Source organism: Streptomyces sp. NBC_00433 (assembly GCA_036015235.1).
Classification (GTDB): Bacteria; Actinomycetota; Actinomycetes; order Streptomycetales; family Streptomycetaceae; genus Actinacidiphila.
In genome coordinates, this window is the sequence record CP107926.1 from 7661814 (window position 1) to 7677625 (window position 15812).

Genomic DNA, 15812 nt, shown 5'->3' on the forward strand with positions numbered 1-15812 from the left:
CGGACAGGGCACGCCCGGACGGCGAGAGCGCCCCAGCCCTCCCGAAGGAGGGCTGGGGCGCCGTGGTGTCCGCAGGAGCTGATCCCGCAGGGGTCATCGAGTCGGCGACGGGACCGCCGACGGCAGCGCCGCCTCGCGGGCCGAGCGGCCGCGCAGGGCTCGCCAGGTGAAGCCCGCCACCAGTGCCGCGGCCAGGAAGAGCAGGGTGAACCACTGGAAGTACCAGTGCGTGCCCGAGGGGTCGTAGACCGCGGCGCGGGGCCAGGCGAGGTTGACGGTCATCACCAGGCCGTAGAGGAGGGCGGCCGCGTTGACCGGGACGCCCCAGCGGCCGAGGGAGAAGACGGGGGCACCGGACTCGTCCGTCGCGGGTGGGAAGGGGGTGCGCAGGCGGCGGAGCAGCAGGGGTCCGGTGACCATGGAGTAGGCCAGGTAGAGCATCACGATGCAGGTGGTGCCGATGGCCAGCCAGGCCTCGGGTGAGGCGAAGGCGATCAGCAGCAGCGCGGCGGACAGCACGCCGACGGCCAGCGCGGGGGCGTAGGGCTGGCCGGTGCGGCGGGAGACGCGGGCGAGGGCGGGGGAGAAGGGGAGCGCGCGGTCGCGGGCCATCGAGAAGAGCATCCTGGTCGCCGACGTCTGGATCGCCAGGGTGGCGACCGCGACCGCGACGGCCACGTCGCAGAGCAGGGCGCGGCCGACGCCGCTGCCGAGCCGGCTGGTGAGCACGTAGGACAGGCCGTCCGTGCCGAGCTTGCCGTCGGTGAGGCTGGGGGCGGCCAGCAGCGCGGCCAGCACGAGCAGGGACGCCAGCAGGCCGGCCGCCGTCAGGGCGGTGAGGATGGTGCGCGGCGCGACCCGGCGCGGGTGGCGGGTCTCCTCGCTCATCTCGCCCGCGCTGTCGAAGCCGATCATGACGTAGGCCGCGGCGAAGGAGCCGACCAGCAGCGCCGATCCGCCGCCCCCGGTGTGCACGGTGACCGCGGGGGAGCGGTCGGCGTGGGTGAACAGCAGCACGATGATGAGGACCGCGCCGATGATCTCCGCGGTCACGCCGATCCGGTTGACCAGCGACATGACCTTGTTGTCGAGCAGGTTCACCGCCGTGGTGAGCACCAGCAGCACGATGCCGAGCAGCGCCGCGTTGGCCGCGCCGTCCGAGGAGACCGGCGAGGTGTCGGTGCCGATCAGCTGGAAGCCGGACCAGACCGCGGGCAGCACCACTTGGAGCGCGAGCGCCGCCGCCGCGACGACCACGATCTGGCCGAGCACCATGATCCAGCCGGCGTACCAGCCGAAGACGGCGTTGCTGAGCCGGCTGGACCACTGGTAGATGGCCCCCGATATCGGGTAGCGGGCGGCGAGTTCGGCGAAGCACGCGGCGACCAGCAACTGGCCGATCAGGACGGCGGGCCAGGTCCAGAAGAAGCGCGGGCCGCCGAAGGAGTAGCCGAAGGCGAAGAACTGGAAGACGGTGGTCAGCACCGAGATGAAGGAGAAGCCGGCCGCGAAGGACGCGTAGCGGCCGAGGCTGCGGTGCAGTTCCTGGCGGTAGCCGAAGTCCGCGAGCCCCGCGGTGTCCTCGGTGCCGTGCTGCTCCGGCGGTTGCGAACGGGCGTCCGATGGTGCGGTGGCGGTCATGGGCCGGCCCCCTAGGTCAGGTATTCCTGTCGATCGACAGAAATTAAGGAGCAGGTGTTTCAGTCGAATGACGCGGCCATGTCGGGCGCGGGCCGAAGTGCTCACGTGGCCCCTGCGGCCTCCCTGCTTGCCCGTACGCCCCCGTGGCCCCTCGTACGCGATATACGCTGGCGCCGAAATTCGCGATACATCGCGGTTGCCTGATTCCCGCAAACGCGATATGTTCGGCTGCGGATATACGGCAGCGAGCAATGTGGCGAGCAAAGGCGAGGTGAGGACGACGGCAGCGCGGCGCAAGCTCTCCAACCCGCTGGCCCTGGCGGTCATGGTGCTGCTCTCCGAGCGCCCGATGCACCCGTACGAGATGGCACGGGTGATGCGGCAGCGCGGCAAGGAGCACAGCATCAAGATCAACTACGGCTCGCTCTACACCGTCGTCCAGAACCTGGAGAAGCACGGCTTCGTGACCGTCGCCGAGGTCCAGCGGCAGGGCAACCGCCCCGAGCGCACCCTCTACGGGCTCACCGCCGAGGGCCGCGTCGAGATGCACGACTGGCTCGCCGACACCGTCGCCGTGCCGGCCCGGGAGTATCCGGCGTTCGAGGCCGGGCTGTCGCTCATCGCGGCCCTGCACCCGCAGGACGCGGTGGAGCTGCTCACCGAACGGGTCGCCGCCCTGGAGGTCCAGGCCGCCGCCTATCGAGGGGTGCTGGCCAAGCTCGGCGAGGAGCTGCCGCGACTCTTCCTGCTGGAGACCGACTACAAGGCCCGCATGCTCGCGGCGCAGGCCGCCTGGATCCGCGAACTGCTCGCCGAGATCGCCGCGGGCGAGCTGACCGGCGCCGAGGAATGGCGTGCCTGGCACGAGACCGGCGACATGCCGGACGGGTGGTCGGAGCTGGAGGAGCAGTTCCGCGACCTGGACGCGGCGGACGCGATGGGTGCCCCCGGCGCGGCGGGTGCCCCGGACACGGCGGACGCGGCCGCCGTGTCCGGCGGGCGGCGCCCGTCCCGGACCGGACCCGCCACCGCGGAGAAGGAGCGCCCCGACGACACCATCTGACCTGGAGCACAGACCCCGGCGCCCGCTGCTGCAACAGCGGACGCCGGAACGCGAACCACCGACCGGACGCCTGCGGCAGCGGACGTCGGGCGATCGAGGTGCGGCACACCCACGATAGCCCGGCCCCTCCCCGCAGGCGCTCCGCTGACCCCGCGCAACCGGCGCGGCGGGACCAGTACGCACGCCACACCCGGAGGATCACCGACCATGACCACCGCAGCGCCCGCCGTCCAGGCGGACGGGCTGATCAAGACCTATCCCGGCGGGGTGACAGCCCTCGACGGCATGGGCATCACCGTCGCCGCAGGCACCGTCTTCGGACTCCTCGGCCCCAACGGCGCCGGCAAGTCCACCACCGTCAAGATCCTCACCACCCTCGCCCGCCCCGACGCGGGCACCGCCCTGGTCGCCGGGCACGACGTGCTGCGGCACCCCGACCGGGTCCGCCGCGCGATCGGCGTCGTCGCCCAGAAGTCCGGCGCCGACCCGGTCGCCACCGGGCGCGAGAACCTGCTGCTGCAAGGACGGCTCTACGGCCGGCGCGGCGCGGAACTCGGACGCCGGGCCGACGAGTTGCTGGAGCGCTTCGACCTGGCAGCGGCCGGCGGCCGGCTGGTGCGTACGTATTCCGGCGGCATGCAGCGCCGCCTCGACGTGGCGCTCGGCCTGATGCACCGCCCGCAGGTCCTCTTCCTCGACGAGCCGACCACCGGCCTCGACCCGGAGGCGCGCACCGCGATGTGGGAGGAGATATCCCGGCTGGCCGGCGAGGAGGGCCTGACGATCCTGCTCACCACGCACTACCTGGAGGAGGCCGACCGGCTCGCCGAGCGCATCGCGATCGTCGACCGCGGCCGGGTGGTCGCCGAGGGCACCCCCGACGAGCTCAAGGGCGAACTGCGCGGCGACGCCGTCCACGTGGAGCTGCGCGACACCCCCGACGAGGTCGACGCCCGCCTGCTGGCCACCGCGCTCGGCGAGTTCGCCGCGGTGCGCGACGTGACGGTGGACGGCCGCCGGCTCAGCGCGCGCGCCGACGACGGGCCCGCCGCCGTACCGCACGTCCTGACCGTACTCGACCAGCAGGGCGCCGCGGTGGCGTCCGTCACCGTGGCGAGGCCGTCGCTCGACGACGTCTATCTGCGATACGCGGGGCGCCGGTTCGCCGACGCGGACACCGGCGGCGCCGCGGCGAAGGCCGCGGTCCCCGCGACAAGCGCGGGAGGCGCCCGATGAGCACGGAAACCCTCCACCAGACCTGGTACATGACGCAGCGCCAGCTGATGGCGATCCTGCGCCAGCCGATCTTCCTGCTCATCACCCTGGTCCAACCGGTCATCTGGCTCTTCCTGTTCGGCTCGCTCTTCCGCAAGGTGGTCGAACTGCCGGGCTTCGGCGCCGGGTCGTATCTGGACTACCTGGTGCCGGGCGTCGTCGTGATGAGCGCGGTGTCCTCCAACATGTGGGCCGGCATGGGCACGTTGGAGGAGATCGAGCGCGGCACCCTGAACCGCTTCCTGACCACCCCGGTCAGCCGCACCGCGCTGATGAACGCCAACGTGGTGCAGCAGGGCTGCAGTACGGCCCTCCAGTCGGTGCTGATCGTGCTGCTCGGCAAGCTCGGCGGCGCCGACTACCCGGGCGGCGTCGGCGGGTTGCTGCTGTTGCTGCTCGCCTCGGTGCTGCTCGGCACGATCTTCGGGGCCGGGTCCAACGCGGTGGGCATGCTGGTCAGGCAGCGCGAGAGCATCATCGGGATCAACTCCTTCCTGCTGCTCCCGCTGACCTTCCTGTCCTCGGCCTTCATGGCGCCCGGCCTGATGCCGTCCTGGATGCGGCACATCGCCGACTTCAACCCGGTCAACTGGGCACTGGTCGCCGGACGTTCCGCGATGTCGGCGGACCCGGACTGGGGCGACGTGCTCAGCCGCGGCGGCGCGCTGCTGGCGCTCGCGGTGGCCACGGTGTGGCTGTCCACCCGCACCTTCCGCTCCTACCAGCAGTCGGTCTGACCGGGCGTCCGACCCGGCGGCCGGCCACCGCCACGCACTCGTGAGGTGACCGGCCGCCGGGTCGGCGACGTGGCAGGCGTGCCCTACTGCGCGCCGCCGGCCTCCTGTTCGCGCTCCACCTCGGCATTCCACTCCCGCTTGGACGACTGCCAGCCGTCCTCGTCGGCGCCGCGCCGCCAGTAGCCCGACACCGACAGGCGCTCGCGCGCGACACCGCGGTCCAGCCGCACGAAGCGGCGCAGCTCTTTGACGAAGCCGGCCTCGCCGTGGACGAAGACCTGCACGTCACCGGGTGGGAAGTCCGATCCGGTGACCGCGGCCACCAGCGCCTCGCCGACCGGCCGTTCGCCCCGGTGCAGCCAGGTGATCTCCACCTCGCCGCGGGCCAGCAGCTTCTGCTCGTCCGCCGGTCCCGGGACCTCCACGAAGACCTTCGCCACCGCGCCTTGCGGCAGCCGCTCCACGGCCGCGGCGATGGCGGGCAGCGCGCTCTCGTCACCCGCGAGCAGGTGCCAGTCGGCCGCCGGGTCGGGGGCGTAACCGCCGCCGGGGCCCATGAACCAGATGCCGTCGCCCGGCCGCGCGGCGGCCGCCCACGGGCCGGCCAGGCCCTCGTCGCCGTGGTGGACGAAGTCCAGCGCCAGCTCGCCGGCCGCCGGGTCCCAGGCCCTCACCGTGTACGTACGGGTCCGCGGCCACTGCTCGCGCGGCAGGTCGCGGCGCACCGCCTCCATGTCGAGCGGCTCGGGATAGGTGACGCCCTCGGCCGGGAAGACCAGCTTGACGTAGTGGTCGGTGTAGGCGCCGATCTCCGGCCGGTCGGCCGGGTCCACCACCAGCACCACCCGGATCATGTGCGGGGTCAGCCGCTCGGTGTGCACCACGGTGGCGTGCCGGGGTGTGGGAGTCCTGCGTGCCGGTCGGTCCGCCATGGATGGGCCCCGCTCTCTGCTCGCCTGGGTGCGTACGGCCGTACGTCCGCCGTCCGCTTCTCGATGGTGCTTAGGCAAGCCTAACTGACCGCCGTGGCGCCACCGATTTCCTTCGCTTCACAACTTGAAGGCTGCGCGACCCCTTGACGGCCCTCGGGTGTCATCGCTTCCCTGCATCTGCCTGGCCGCGAGCAGCGGACGACCTGTGTCCTCGGGCCCGCCACCACGGCTCGGCCGAGAATGCCCCAAGGGGAGCGTTTGAGCCGACACACCTCGGTTCGGCGTCCTGATAGCGGTTTCGTGGGTGATCACGGGACTTGTCTGTCAGCATGGCCCTCCGGGAGTGGCTCTGGTCGGACAGCGGGTGTGACGTGCCGGATCGGCGGGTGCTTGCTGAGGGGGAAGCGTGCGGTGCAGTGGTGAATTCTGAGACGGATGGCGCTTTACCGGTGACCATCCTTTTGGCGGATCTGGCACGGAGCATCGTGGTGTCAGTCGTGCCCGACCAGGCGGAGTTGGTGGAGCGGATTCCTGCTCGGTGGACGAGCGATCCGAGCTCGGCCGGCAGTGCTGGGGATTGGAGCGGCGGGTCGGTCGACGCCGATCTGACGCCGATGGTGATCAGCGAGGTTGTGTATCCGCTGCTCACCGGCACGTTCGCCCAGGTGCTGGGGACTGGGGCGCTGATCGGTTTGCGGCGGCGCCGGGCGCGTCGCCGCGGTGGTGATGAGCCCCCCGCGCAGGTGCAGCTGAACCTGGACACAGAGTTGTCCGACCGCCTCAGGAGCGCGTGCGTCGAGCACGGAGGCGTGCTCGGGCTGACCACGGCCGAGGCGACGATGCTTGCGGACGCCCTGCACGGCGTGTTGCAGCAGGCCATCACTGACTCCCAGCGGCGGCCGTGAGATCGTGGCCGTCCGCCGAAGCGGTAGAGCCCGAACCCCCGCGGTGGGGCGAGCCGTTGGCCCAGGGCGCCTCGCAGGTGGCTGCTCCGCGTCATATGTGGTGGACGTATGCGCTGGTTGTCCTGGCGCTGGTGGTGATGGGCAGCGGGGCGGCGCAGGCCCTGTTCCTCACCGGGGACCTCGGCCATGTCGCAGAGCCGATCGCATGCCTGCGTGATCGGGGTGTCTCCCTCGATGACCCGTCGTTGAGGCCGTCGGCGGCCGGTGCGTGGCAGTACGCGTTGTGCGTCGGTCCGTACGACCGTCGGCAGGTGGTCGCGATGGCCCTCGGGGCGGGCTCAGCGCTGCTGGCGGTGGTGCTGCTGATGGTCGGCGACGGGGTGCGGATGCGGTGGCGGCTGAGTGCCGGACCGGGGATACGTGTCGCAACCGACGCCGAGCGGCGTGCAACTGCGCGGTTCGAGGCATGGTGTGACGTGTGGGAACTGGCCGGACGGCGTCGGCCGCGTCTTGTGCTGGCGGCACCCGGCCGGTTCGGCGGGCGGGCGTTCACCACCGGACTCCCTCTGGGCCGGCCGGTGGTGGTGATACCGGTGGCGTATGCCTATCTCGAAGCCGCCCCGTTCGATGTGATCGTGCTGCACGAGCTTGCACACGTGCGTGCCCGTGACCTCGTGTGGGCCGGATCGGTGTGGTGGATGGGCTGGCTCAACGTCCCGGTGCTGCTGATCGCGTTCAGCCCGGCAGCACTCCACCCCCGCTCCCATCTGGCCCTCTACGGCACCGCGTTGTGGACTGCCACTGCTTTGTCCACAGCAGTGCTGGTGTTGCGCGCGTCGCTGCTGCGCCGCCGCGAACTGGCAGCCGACCGGTACGTCGTGGATGTGACGGGGACCGCCGAGGCACTGCGCGCCGTGCTGGCACGGCGTCGTGGAACGCTCCCCGCGAACGGCACGCTCGCCGCCCGGGTGGCGAGCGTGCGGCGCCATGTGCGCCGGATGACAGCCTCTCACCCGACCGCTGAAGTACGCGCTGCTGCGAGGCGGGGCGATCTGGACCGGTGGGAGGGCGGATTCGCCGTCTCGGCAGCGGCGAGCCTCATCGCTGTCTTCCTTTACCAGGCCGTCCGCACCCTGCTGAACGACTTCGCCCGTTTCGCCTGGGCTCACCCAGCTCTGCCGTCGGCCCTGGCATTCGCCTCGGCCGCCATGGTGTGGGCGTGCGTCGTCGTTCCCGCCTGGAGCCGGCGAGCCCGCGTCGCGAGCCGCGACAATTCGGTCCCCACATGGTCCGGTGCGGTAACCGGAGTCGTTCTCGGTCTCGTCGGGGGGTACCTGCTCCAAGTTCCGGGCGCCGCGACGCTGGCGAGCCGCACCGCATTCCGGGGTCATCTCCTCCTGGCATCAGCGTGGTTGGCCATCGCTGTCGCGGGCGTCGCCGTGCTGACTGTCGGACTCGCCGCCGCCACCGCCACCGCGAGAACGGTGAGCGTGCGGCGCTTGCCGACACTGACCTGCGCTGTTCTCACTGCTGCGGCCACGCTGGCGTCAGTCCTCATCGTGACCGTCGGCGTCATCGAGGGCCACATCCGGTTGGGAAGCGCGGCCGAGGACCGGCGGCTGCTCTCTTCACTGGGCGACGTCCACTACTGGGTGTGTCTGCCACCGCTGTTGCTCGTCGCCTGCATTCTCTGTGCGCGGCAGCCGGCCGGTGTGCGCTTGCGTGCCTTCATTCCGCTTCGCCCGCACTGGCCGGTTTCGGTCTCTGCCGCAGCAGTCGGGGCATGGGGCGCCCATCACAACTGGAATACCGGCACTTTCGCATCCAGCGACGCCAGGGAGGTCTCGTACTTCCTGCTCCTGCAGGGCTGGTGGATCTGCGCGTTTGCCGGTTGGGCCGCAGCCTTTGTCGTCCTGCTCACCACCCGGCCCGCGCCCCGTGCGGCGGCTGGAGCGGAGGCCGCGCCCTGGGCCGCAGTACCGACCGCGCTCGCTGTCGGGCTGCTCACCACAGCGTCTGCGGGCTTGGGCCATTTCCTCCTGCGGGTCGCCGACGGCAACCCGGCCACCCTGCACGGGTGCCTGGTTTTCGTACGCATACCGATGTGGCTGTTCGTCGTGACAGCGGTCGTGACATTGCCCTGGATGCTCGTGGGGACGCGCCTGCTCCGGCGCCTTTCGTGGCGCGCGTGGCCGGTACCGACGGCAGGACTGAAGCCGGTGAGCGCGGGCGCGGCTGCCACGGGGCTCACTCTCGCCCTGGCCACTGGGCTTCTGTCGCCGGTGACTGTGTCACCGCACGACCGGAGCAACAGCTCCGCCTCGCTCCAAAGGCTGAGAACACCCGTGTCCAGGGTGCCAGTGGTGCCCAGACCGGTTGCCCACCCGAAGGACCCGCACAGGGCCGCCGATCCGCGGCGCCTGCTGGACCGTACCTCGGCCGAAGCGGCCTTGGCCGGCTTGACGGATCTGCTGCCTCCTGGTTCGAAGTCCGACTCCGTCGGCGAGGACGGGGAGCTCGATATCACCCCGGCCTCCTGCCAGACCCTGTTCCGTGATGACGACGCCGCGGAGAAGGCGATGCCGCGGACGGTCGACATCACCCATAGGTACAGCATCCCCGTCGAAGGCACCCGGAGTGCGGAGGTCTCCTTCGCCCTCACCTCGTACCGCGTGCCGCCGGCGGGCTTCACAGCGCTGCGCACAGAGGCCATCCGATGCCCCCGCGTGATATTCCTCGACAGTAACCTGGAAAAGGGTCGCAGATATGCCTCACTGAGCACGCGCGATCTGCGCACCATGCCTTACCCGGCCCTCCAACTGATGGAGCAGGATCATTTCAGAATCGAGGGCCGCGAGATGAAGATGAATGTGCTGATGATCTATGAGCTGGTCGGGCACAATATGCTCTCAGCTGGGATCTTTTATGTCTATCAAGACACCGTGTCGCCCAGAATTCAAAAACACCAGCAGACACTCGTCACCGCCGCACTGCACAACCTCATCGCCAACCTCAGGGACGGTGCGCTCTGACATGGTGCAACCGACCAAGCCTTGCGGCAGGTCGGGGCGGCCTGCACGGACTGAGGAGTGCAGGCCGTGCAGGCCACTTTCAGGGATTCGGGTCGGTCAGTGGTCAGTGACCCACCAGAGGGCCAGATTGATCAGGGAGGTGACGGTGGCGACGACGACGGCCGGCCTTCGACGGGGACCCGGCACCCGCTGGTCGAGCGCGTTCAGCGACCCGCAATGGGTGCAGGTCGACCTCGGCACCTCGCAGAGGATCTCCAAGGTCGTGCTGACCTGGGAGTCGGCCTACGCCACCGCGTTCCAGATCCAGACGTCCGACAACGGCACGACCTGGACGCCGATCTACTCCACCACCGCCGAGACCACCGGCACCGGCGGTACCCAGACGTTGAACGTCTCCGGCTCCGGCCGCTTCGTGCGGATGTACGGGACCGCGCGCGCCACGCCGTACGGCTACTCGCTGTGGGAGTTCCTGGTGTTCGGCGGGGGCACGCCCCAACTGCCGTGCACGGCGTGGGTGGGGACAGGCAGGCCCACCACGGCCTCGCCCGCCGAGAACGCCGGGACTCCGGCGTCGGCGGCCTTCGACGGATGCAACAACACCCGCTGGTCCAGTGCGGCAGCCGACCCGCAGTGGCTCCAAGTGGACCTCGGCTCCCCGCAGGACATCTGCGGAGTCCCTCTACTGGGAGACGGCCTACGCGACCGCGTACCAGATCCAGGTCTCGTCCAACGGCACGACCTGGAACACCGCGTACTCAACGACCGCCGGGGCGGGCGGCGTGGAGACCCACAACTTCGCCGCCGCCTCCCGCTATGTACGGATGTACGGCACCGCACGCGCCACCCAGTGGGGCTACCCGCTCTGGGAGTTCAGGGTGCTGACGGGGACTCCTCCGCCGGGCGGCGGCAACGGCGCCTCGTCCTTGCCGACAACCTCATCCACGTAAGTCACGCGGCAAGCCCGGGTGCAGCCCTTCACACGTTCGGGACTCCACGAACCCGCGCGCCTGCAGCCGCACCGACAACAAGGCCTCGCTGCTGCTTGCCGGGCCTGTGGGAACGCGGCAGGCCGGCCGGTTCGTAGACCGGCCGGCCTGTCCGTGTCGAGAGGCTTCACCACCAGCGACGACATGACGGTGCGGCTCCGGGATCCGTGCACACGATCAGTGGTCTGGGTGCTGCGTCGGCTTGGCACGGAGGGGACCGGTGCCCGGCTGCCGTTCGACCACCCCTACAACCGCAATCCGCCGGTCGCCGGTGGCTCCGGCGGGGCGCTCGGGGTGGCTCTGATTTCCTTCGCTTCACAACTTGAAGGCTGCGCGACCCCTTGACGGCCCTCGGGTGTCATCGCTTCCATACACTTGCCAATGGGAGCGCTCCCACACGCTTCCTGACAACCCGTCACGCCACGAACTGAAGCGTTCCATCCCCCCACCGAGAGGAAGCGCACCGTGGTTCCCAATCCGGACGTCCGAAGTCCGCTGACAAGCCTGACCCGGCTGCGGGTGGTGCTCGCCGCCGTCGTCGCGGCGGCGATGCTCGCGCTGCTGTCGATCGCCGGGCAGACCCACGCCCAGGCGGCGGCCGCCCCGGCCGCCGGCGCCGGCACGGGCTACTGGCACACCAGCGGCCGGCAGATCCTGGACTCAAGCAACCAGCCGGTGCGTATCGCGGGCATCAACTGGTTCGGCTTCGAGACCAGCAACGAGGTGGTGCACGGCCTCTGGTCGCGCGACTACAAGAGCATGATCGACCAGATGAAGACGCTGGGCTACAACACCATCCGACTGCCCTACAGCGACGACATCTTCAAGTCCGGCGCGGCGGCCAACAGCATCACCTTCTACAACATGAACACCGATCTGCAGGGCCTCAGTCCGCTGCAGATCATGGACAAGATCGTCAACTACGCGGGTTCGATCGGCCTGCGGGTGATCCTGGATCGGCACCGCCCCGACTCCGGCCAGCAGTCCGCGCTGTGGTACACCAGCGCCGTCCCCGAGTCGACCTGGATCACCAACCTCAAGGCGCTGGCGACCCGTTACCAGGGCAACACCGCCGTCGTCGGCATCGACCTGCACAACGAACCGCACGACCCGGCCTGCTGGGGCTGCGGCGACACCACGATCGACTGGCGGCTCGCGGCCCAGCGGGCGGGCAACGCGATCCTCGGCGTCAACCCCAGCCTGCTGATCTTCGTCGAGGGCATCCAGACCTTCAACGGCGTCTCCGGCTGGTGGGGCGGCAACCTGATGGGCGCCGGGCAGTACCCGGTGCAGCTCAACGTGGCCAACCGGGTCGTCTACTCGGCCCACGACTACGCCACCAGTGTCGCCCAGCAGACCTGGTTCACCGACCCGTCCTTCCCGTCGAACATGTCGGCCATATGGGACAAATACTGGGGCTACCTCTTCAAGCAGAACATCGCCCCGGTGTGGGTGGGCGAGTTCGGCACCACGCTCCAGTCGACCGTCGACCAGCAGTGGCTCAAGGCCCTGGTCAGCTACATGCTGCCGACCTCCGGCCACGGCGGCGACAGCTTCAGCTGGACCTTCTGGTCGTGGAATCCCGACTCCGGTGACACCGGCGGCATCCTCAAGGACGACTGGCAGTCCGTCGACACCGTCAAGGACGGCTACCTGAGCAGCATCAAGGCCCCGGGCTTCGGCGGCTCGTCGGGCAGCACCAACGGCGGTACGTCGAGCGGCACTTCGACGGGGACGTCGACCGGCACGTCCACGGGTACCAGCACCGGTACGTCCTCGGGCACGTCCACCGGCACCTCCACGGGTACGAGCACGGGCACGTCGACCGGTACGAGCACCGGCACGTCCACCGGGACCACCGGCGGCACCGGCGGGAACAAGGGCTGCACCGCCGCCCTGCACGTGGACAACCAGTGGGACGCCGGCTTCACCGCCAGCGTCACGGTGACCAACACCGGCACCGCGGCGACCACCGGCTGGAAGGTCGGCTGGACCTGGTCGGGCAACCAGCAGGAGACCTCCGGCTGGAGCGCCACCATCACCCAGAGCGGCACCGCGGTCAGCGCCGTGAACCTCTCCTACAACGGGGCGATCGCCCCCGCGGCCTCGACCAGCTTCGGCTTCCAGGGCACCTCGACGGGATCGGTCGGCACCCCGACGCTGACCTGCACCGCGAGCTGACACCCGCACACGATTCCCCCGCGGTACGACGCCGGCGGGCTCCCATCAGGGGGCCCGCCGGCTGCCGTGTGAATGACCTCGTGCAGACCCCTAGGCATACCGACTGGTCGGTACTAATCTCTGGCCACACTCCGTCACTTCACCCGGTTTTTTCCCGTACCTCCAGGAGGAGCCGCATGTCCGCCACACCGACGTCGTTCGACGCCAACAGACCCGGACCGCAGGCCGCGGGCGGCGACACCCGCACCCTGCTGCAGCGGCTCTACCGCCGCGACCTGGCCGCGTACCCGGCAACCGGGCCCCGGATGGCGTATCTGGCCATCGTGGTGGTCACCACGGTCGTGCTCTACTTCATGCTCTACATCCAGTACGCCGTCGCCACGTCGATCATCACCCACTTCGACATGACCTACCGCTACTTCGTGTGGGTCTCGGTGATCGGCAACGCGGTCGGCGCCTTCGCCTCCCTGGCGGCAGGCCTCGCCGACCGCTGGGGCCGGGCCAACATGGTGGTCTACGGGCTGCTGATCGCCTCGCTGCTGGTCTTCTTCGGGCTGCCGAACGCCGGCGGCAAGGCCACGTATCTCGTGCTGTTCGCGCTGGTCAGCATCGTCGAGGGCATCGTGCTCGTCGCGACTCCCGCGCTGATCAGGGACTTCTCGCCGCAGCTCGGCCGGGCCACCGCGATGGGCGCCTGGACGATGGGCCCGGTCGTCGGCAGCCTGGTCGTCACCACCGTCACCAGCCAGACCCTGGACACGTCGAGCTGGCAGGACGAGCTGCGCTACTCCGCCATCGCCGGCATCGTCGTCTTCGTCGTGGCGGTCTTCGCGCTGCGCGAGCTGTCACCCGGGCTGCGCGACCAGATCATGGTCACCCTGCGGGACCGCGCCCTGGTCGAGGCCCGCGCCAAGGGCATCGAGCCGCAGGCCGCGCGGCGCGGCGAGTGGCGGCAGATGCTGCGCCTGGACATCGCGGGCTCGGGCCTGGCCATCGCCCTCTTCCTGCTGCTGTACTTCGCCGCCGTCGGCAACTTCGTCGTCTACTTCGCCACCACCTACGGCTACAGCGAGCAGCGCGCCAACGCGGTCGCGAACTGGTACTGGGCCGCCAACGCCATCGCCCTGGTCGTCGTCGGCCTGCTGTCCGACCGGCTCAAGGTGCGCAAACCGTTCATGATCGTCGGGGCGGTCGGCTCGATCGTGATGACCGCGATCTTCGCCACCAGGGCCACCCATCCGACCACCGACTACTACACCTTCGCCTGGCTCTTCGTCGGTATCGGCGTCTTCAGCGGGGTCGCCTACGGCCCGTGGATGGCGGGCTTCACCGAGACCGTGGAGAAGCACAACCCGGCCGCGACGGCGACCGGGCTCGCGGTGTGGGGCTGGACGATACGGATCGTGGTCGCGGTCTCCGCGGCCTTCATCCCGGTACTGGTCACCTCGGTGACGCCGCTGGTCGACCACGGGGCGCAGGTCACGGCCGCCCAGGCGCAGGCGGCACCGGCGCTGGCGATCGTCGGCGCACACCCCGACATCTTCGCCGAGCTGGGCAAATACCCCGCCGGCAAGACCCCCGCGGATGTCACCGCGCGGGCGGTGCAGGAGGTCGGACCCGCCGACCTCGCCACCGTGCAGAAGGCCCAGCCGCAGCTGGCGGTGCTCCAGGAGTACGGCACGAAGGTCCAGAAGGCCGCCCACGACGGTCCCGGGCAGTGGCGTACCTGGTGGTGGATCTGCGTCGGCGGCCAGGTGCTCTTCCTGCCGTTCGTCTTCCTGATGGCCGGCCGCTGGAGCCCGCGCCGCGCCCGCGAGGACGCCGCGCTCCACCAGGCCGCGGTGGACCGCGAACTCGCCGCCCTGACCTGAGGTCCGGCCCGGGGAGGCCCCGCCCCCTCCGGGGCCTTGCCGGGCCACACGCGCAACTGTGGTGACCCCAGGGCGCACCGGCGCGGGAGGCGCTACAGTGCGGCGGCATGACCGAACGTCCGTTTGAGGCCCTGGGATTGACCCCGGACGCGGACCGGGCGTACAGCCTGCTGGTGTCGACCCGGGGGATCGAGAGCGGCGAGCTGGCCCGCCAGATGGGCGTGCCGACGGACCGGGGGCAGGCGGCCTGCGGGGAGTTGGCAGCGCGGGGGCTGGCCCGGCGCGGCCGGGACGGGCAGTGGTATCCCGTCGCGCCGCACGCCGGCTTCCGGCCGCTGCTGTCACGCGCGCAGGAGCAGTTACGGCTCGGCTCGGAGCTGCTCGACCGGCTCGACGTCGAATACCAGCGCGTCCACCAGGGCCACCGTGCCGACGAGGCCGTGCAGGTGGTGGCGGGCCGGGTCGCGATAAGGCGCCGGGTCGAGGAATTCCGCGGCTCGGCCCGGCACGAGATCGCCTCGTTCGTACCCGGCCCGGCGGTGGCGCCGCGCGAGCCGCTGCCCGGGGGGGTGCGGCGGCGGGTGGTGTTCGAGCGGGCCGGGCTCGAAGCGGCCGGGGCCTTCGGACCGCCGGGCGACCCCCTGATGTCGGCCAGGGTCGCGGGCCGGCTGCCGGCCCGCCTGGGGATCGCCGACCGCGAGGTCGCCCTGCTGCCGCCGCCCGCGGAGGACGACGCCGACCCGGTGATGCTGGTGGTGCTGCCCAGCCCGCTGCTCGACACGCTGACCGCGCTGTTCGACGCGGTGTGGGCGGGCGGGGTCCCGCTGGTGCGCCGCCCGGACGACCGGCAGCCGCGCAGCGCCCTGCGGTCGCGGATCCTGGCGATGCTGGTGAGCGGCAGCACCGACGCGGCGATGGCCCGCTCGCTCGGCGTGGCGGTGCGCACCGTGCAGCGGCACGTCGCCGCGATGCAGCGCGAGGCGGGCGTCGACAACCGCATCCAACTGGTCTGGCACGCCGCCCGGCACGGCTGGCTCGACGACCTCCCGGGCGAGTTACCGGGCGGTCACCCCGGGGGAGACGCCCGCCGACCGTCCGGATGACGGGAAGGCGACTCCGCCCAGCGGGACTTCCGGTGTCAGGTATTCGTCAAGGGTTTGACGAATCCTTGGTGCATGTGTGGCACAGG

The 15812-nt window shown here is 70.7% G+C and carries 10 protein-coding genes and 2 pseudogenes; 9 read left to right on the top strand and 3 right to left on the bottom strand.

The features are described from left to right. Window positions 1–93 precede the first annotated feature (93 nt). A complete protein-coding gene (locus tag OG900_32795) occupies window positions 94–1641 on the bottom strand; it encodes an amino acid permease (GenBank protein ID WUH94450.1) in 1548 nt (515 codons plus the stop codon). 325 nt (window positions 1642–1966) lie between these two features. Here OG900_32795 and OG900_32800 point away from each other — a divergent pair. The 3 genes and pseudogenes from OG900_32800 to OG900_32810 all read left to right on the top strand — a co-directional run bounded on the left by OG900_32800 (window position 1967) and on the right by OG900_32810 (window position 4716). Beyond that, window positions 1967–2548, top strand: a pseudogene (locus OG900_32800) (PadR family transcriptional regulator). 363 nt (window positions 2549–2911) lie between these two features. After that, the gene (locus OG900_32805; GenBank protein WUH94451.1) at window positions 2912–3940 is read left to right on the top strand and encodes an ATP-binding cassette domain-containing protein; all 1029 of its coding nucleotides are present in this window, start codon (window positions 2912–2914) and stop codon (window positions 3938–3940) included. Beyond that, a complete protein-coding gene (locus tag OG900_32810; protein ID WUH94452.1) occupies window positions 3937–4716 on the top strand; it encodes an ABC transporter permease in 780 nt (259 codons plus the stop codon). Before OG900_32805 ends, OG900_32810 begins: the two co-directional genes overlap by 4 nt. 83 nt (window positions 4717–4799) lie before the next feature. On the opposite strand, the gene OG900_32815 is transcribed toward OG900_32810, so the two are convergent. Then, window positions 4800–5648, bottom strand: a complete 849-nt coding sequence (locus OG900_32815) for a siderophore-interacting protein (protein WUH94453.1) — start codon at window positions 5646–5648, stop codon at window positions 4800–4802. 449 nt (window positions 5649–6097) lie between these two features. On the opposite strand from OG900_32815, the gene OG900_32820 reads away from it, so the two are divergent. After that, entirely contained in the window at window positions 6098–6553 is a 456-nt protein-coding gene (locus tag OG900_32820) for a hypothetical protein (GenBank protein ID WUH94454.1), read from the top strand. 77 nt (window positions 6554–6630) lie between these two features. After that, entirely contained in the window at window positions 6631–9585 is a 2955-nt protein-coding gene (locus tag OG900_32825) for a M48 family metalloprotease (GenBank protein WUH94455.1), read from the top strand. Between the two features lie 96 nt (window positions 9586–9681). Here the strand turns inward: OG900_32825 and OG900_32830 are convergent, their stop codons facing one another. Then, window positions 9682–9825, bottom strand: coding sequence for a hypothetical protein (locus tag OG900_32830; protein WUH96097.1), 144 nt, complete (start codon window positions 9823–9825; stop codon window positions 9682–9684). Between OG900_32830 and OG900_32835 the strand changes: the two are divergent. The 4 genes and pseudogenes from OG900_32835 to OG900_32850 all read left to right on the top strand — a co-directional run bounded on the left by OG900_32835 (window position 9782) and on the right by OG900_32850 (window position 15726). After that, window positions 9782–10463: pseudogene (locus tag OG900_32835) on the top strand (discoidin domain-containing protein). The gene OG900_32830 and the pseudogene OG900_32835 overlap by 44 nt on opposite strands. Window positions 10464–11120: 657 nt before the next feature. Then, window positions 11121–12752 (top strand): cellulase family glycosylhydrolase, encoded by a 1632-nt coding sequence (locus OG900_32840; protein WUH96009.1) that lies wholly within the window; start codon window positions 11121–11123, stop codon window positions 12750–12752. Window positions 12753–12928: 176 nt separating this feature from the next. Beyond that, window positions 12929–14623 carry an MFS transporter gene (locus OG900_32845; protein WUH94456.1) on the top strand — a complete coding sequence of 565 codons (1695 nt, stop codon included), beginning with the start codon at window positions 12929–12931 and terminating at the stop codon, window positions 14621–14623. 107 nt (window positions 14624–14730) lie between these two features. Next, a complete protein-coding gene (locus OG900_32850) occupies window positions 14731–15726 on the top strand; it encodes a LuxR C-terminal-related transcriptional regulator (protein WUH94457.1) in 996 nt (331 codons plus the stop codon). The last annotated feature ends 86 nt before the right edge of the window (window positions 15727–15812 follow it).

Excerpts from the sequence above, each read along its gene's own strand:
- OG900_32795 (WUH94450.1), bottom strand. The coding sequence starts at position 1,641 with ATGACCGCCACCGCACCATCGGACGCCCGTTCGCAACCGCCGGAGCAG.
- OG900_32805 (WUH94451.1), top strand. The coding sequence starts at position 2,912 with ATGACCACCGCAGCGCCCGCCGTCCAGGCGGACGGGCTGATCAAGACC.
- OG900_32840 (WUH96009.1), top strand. The coding sequence starts at position 11,121 with ATGCTCGCGCTGCTGTCGATCGCCGGGCAGACCCACGCCCAGGCGGCG.
- OG900_32845 (WUH94456.1), top strand. The coding sequence starts at position 12,929 with ATGTCCGCCACACCGACGTCGTTCGACGCCAACAGACCCGGACCGCAG.
- OG900_32810 (WUH94452.1), top strand. The coding sequence starts at position 3,937 with ATGAGCACGGAAACCCTCCACCAGACCTGGTACATGACGCAGCGCCAG.
- OG900_32850 (WUH94457.1), top strand. The coding sequence starts at position 14,731 with ATGACCGAACGTCCGTTTGAGGCCCTGGGATTGACCCCGGACGCGGAC.
- OG900_32815 (WUH94453.1), bottom strand. The coding sequence starts at position 5,648 with ATGGCGGACCGACCGGCACGCAGGACTCCCACACCCCGGCACGCCACC.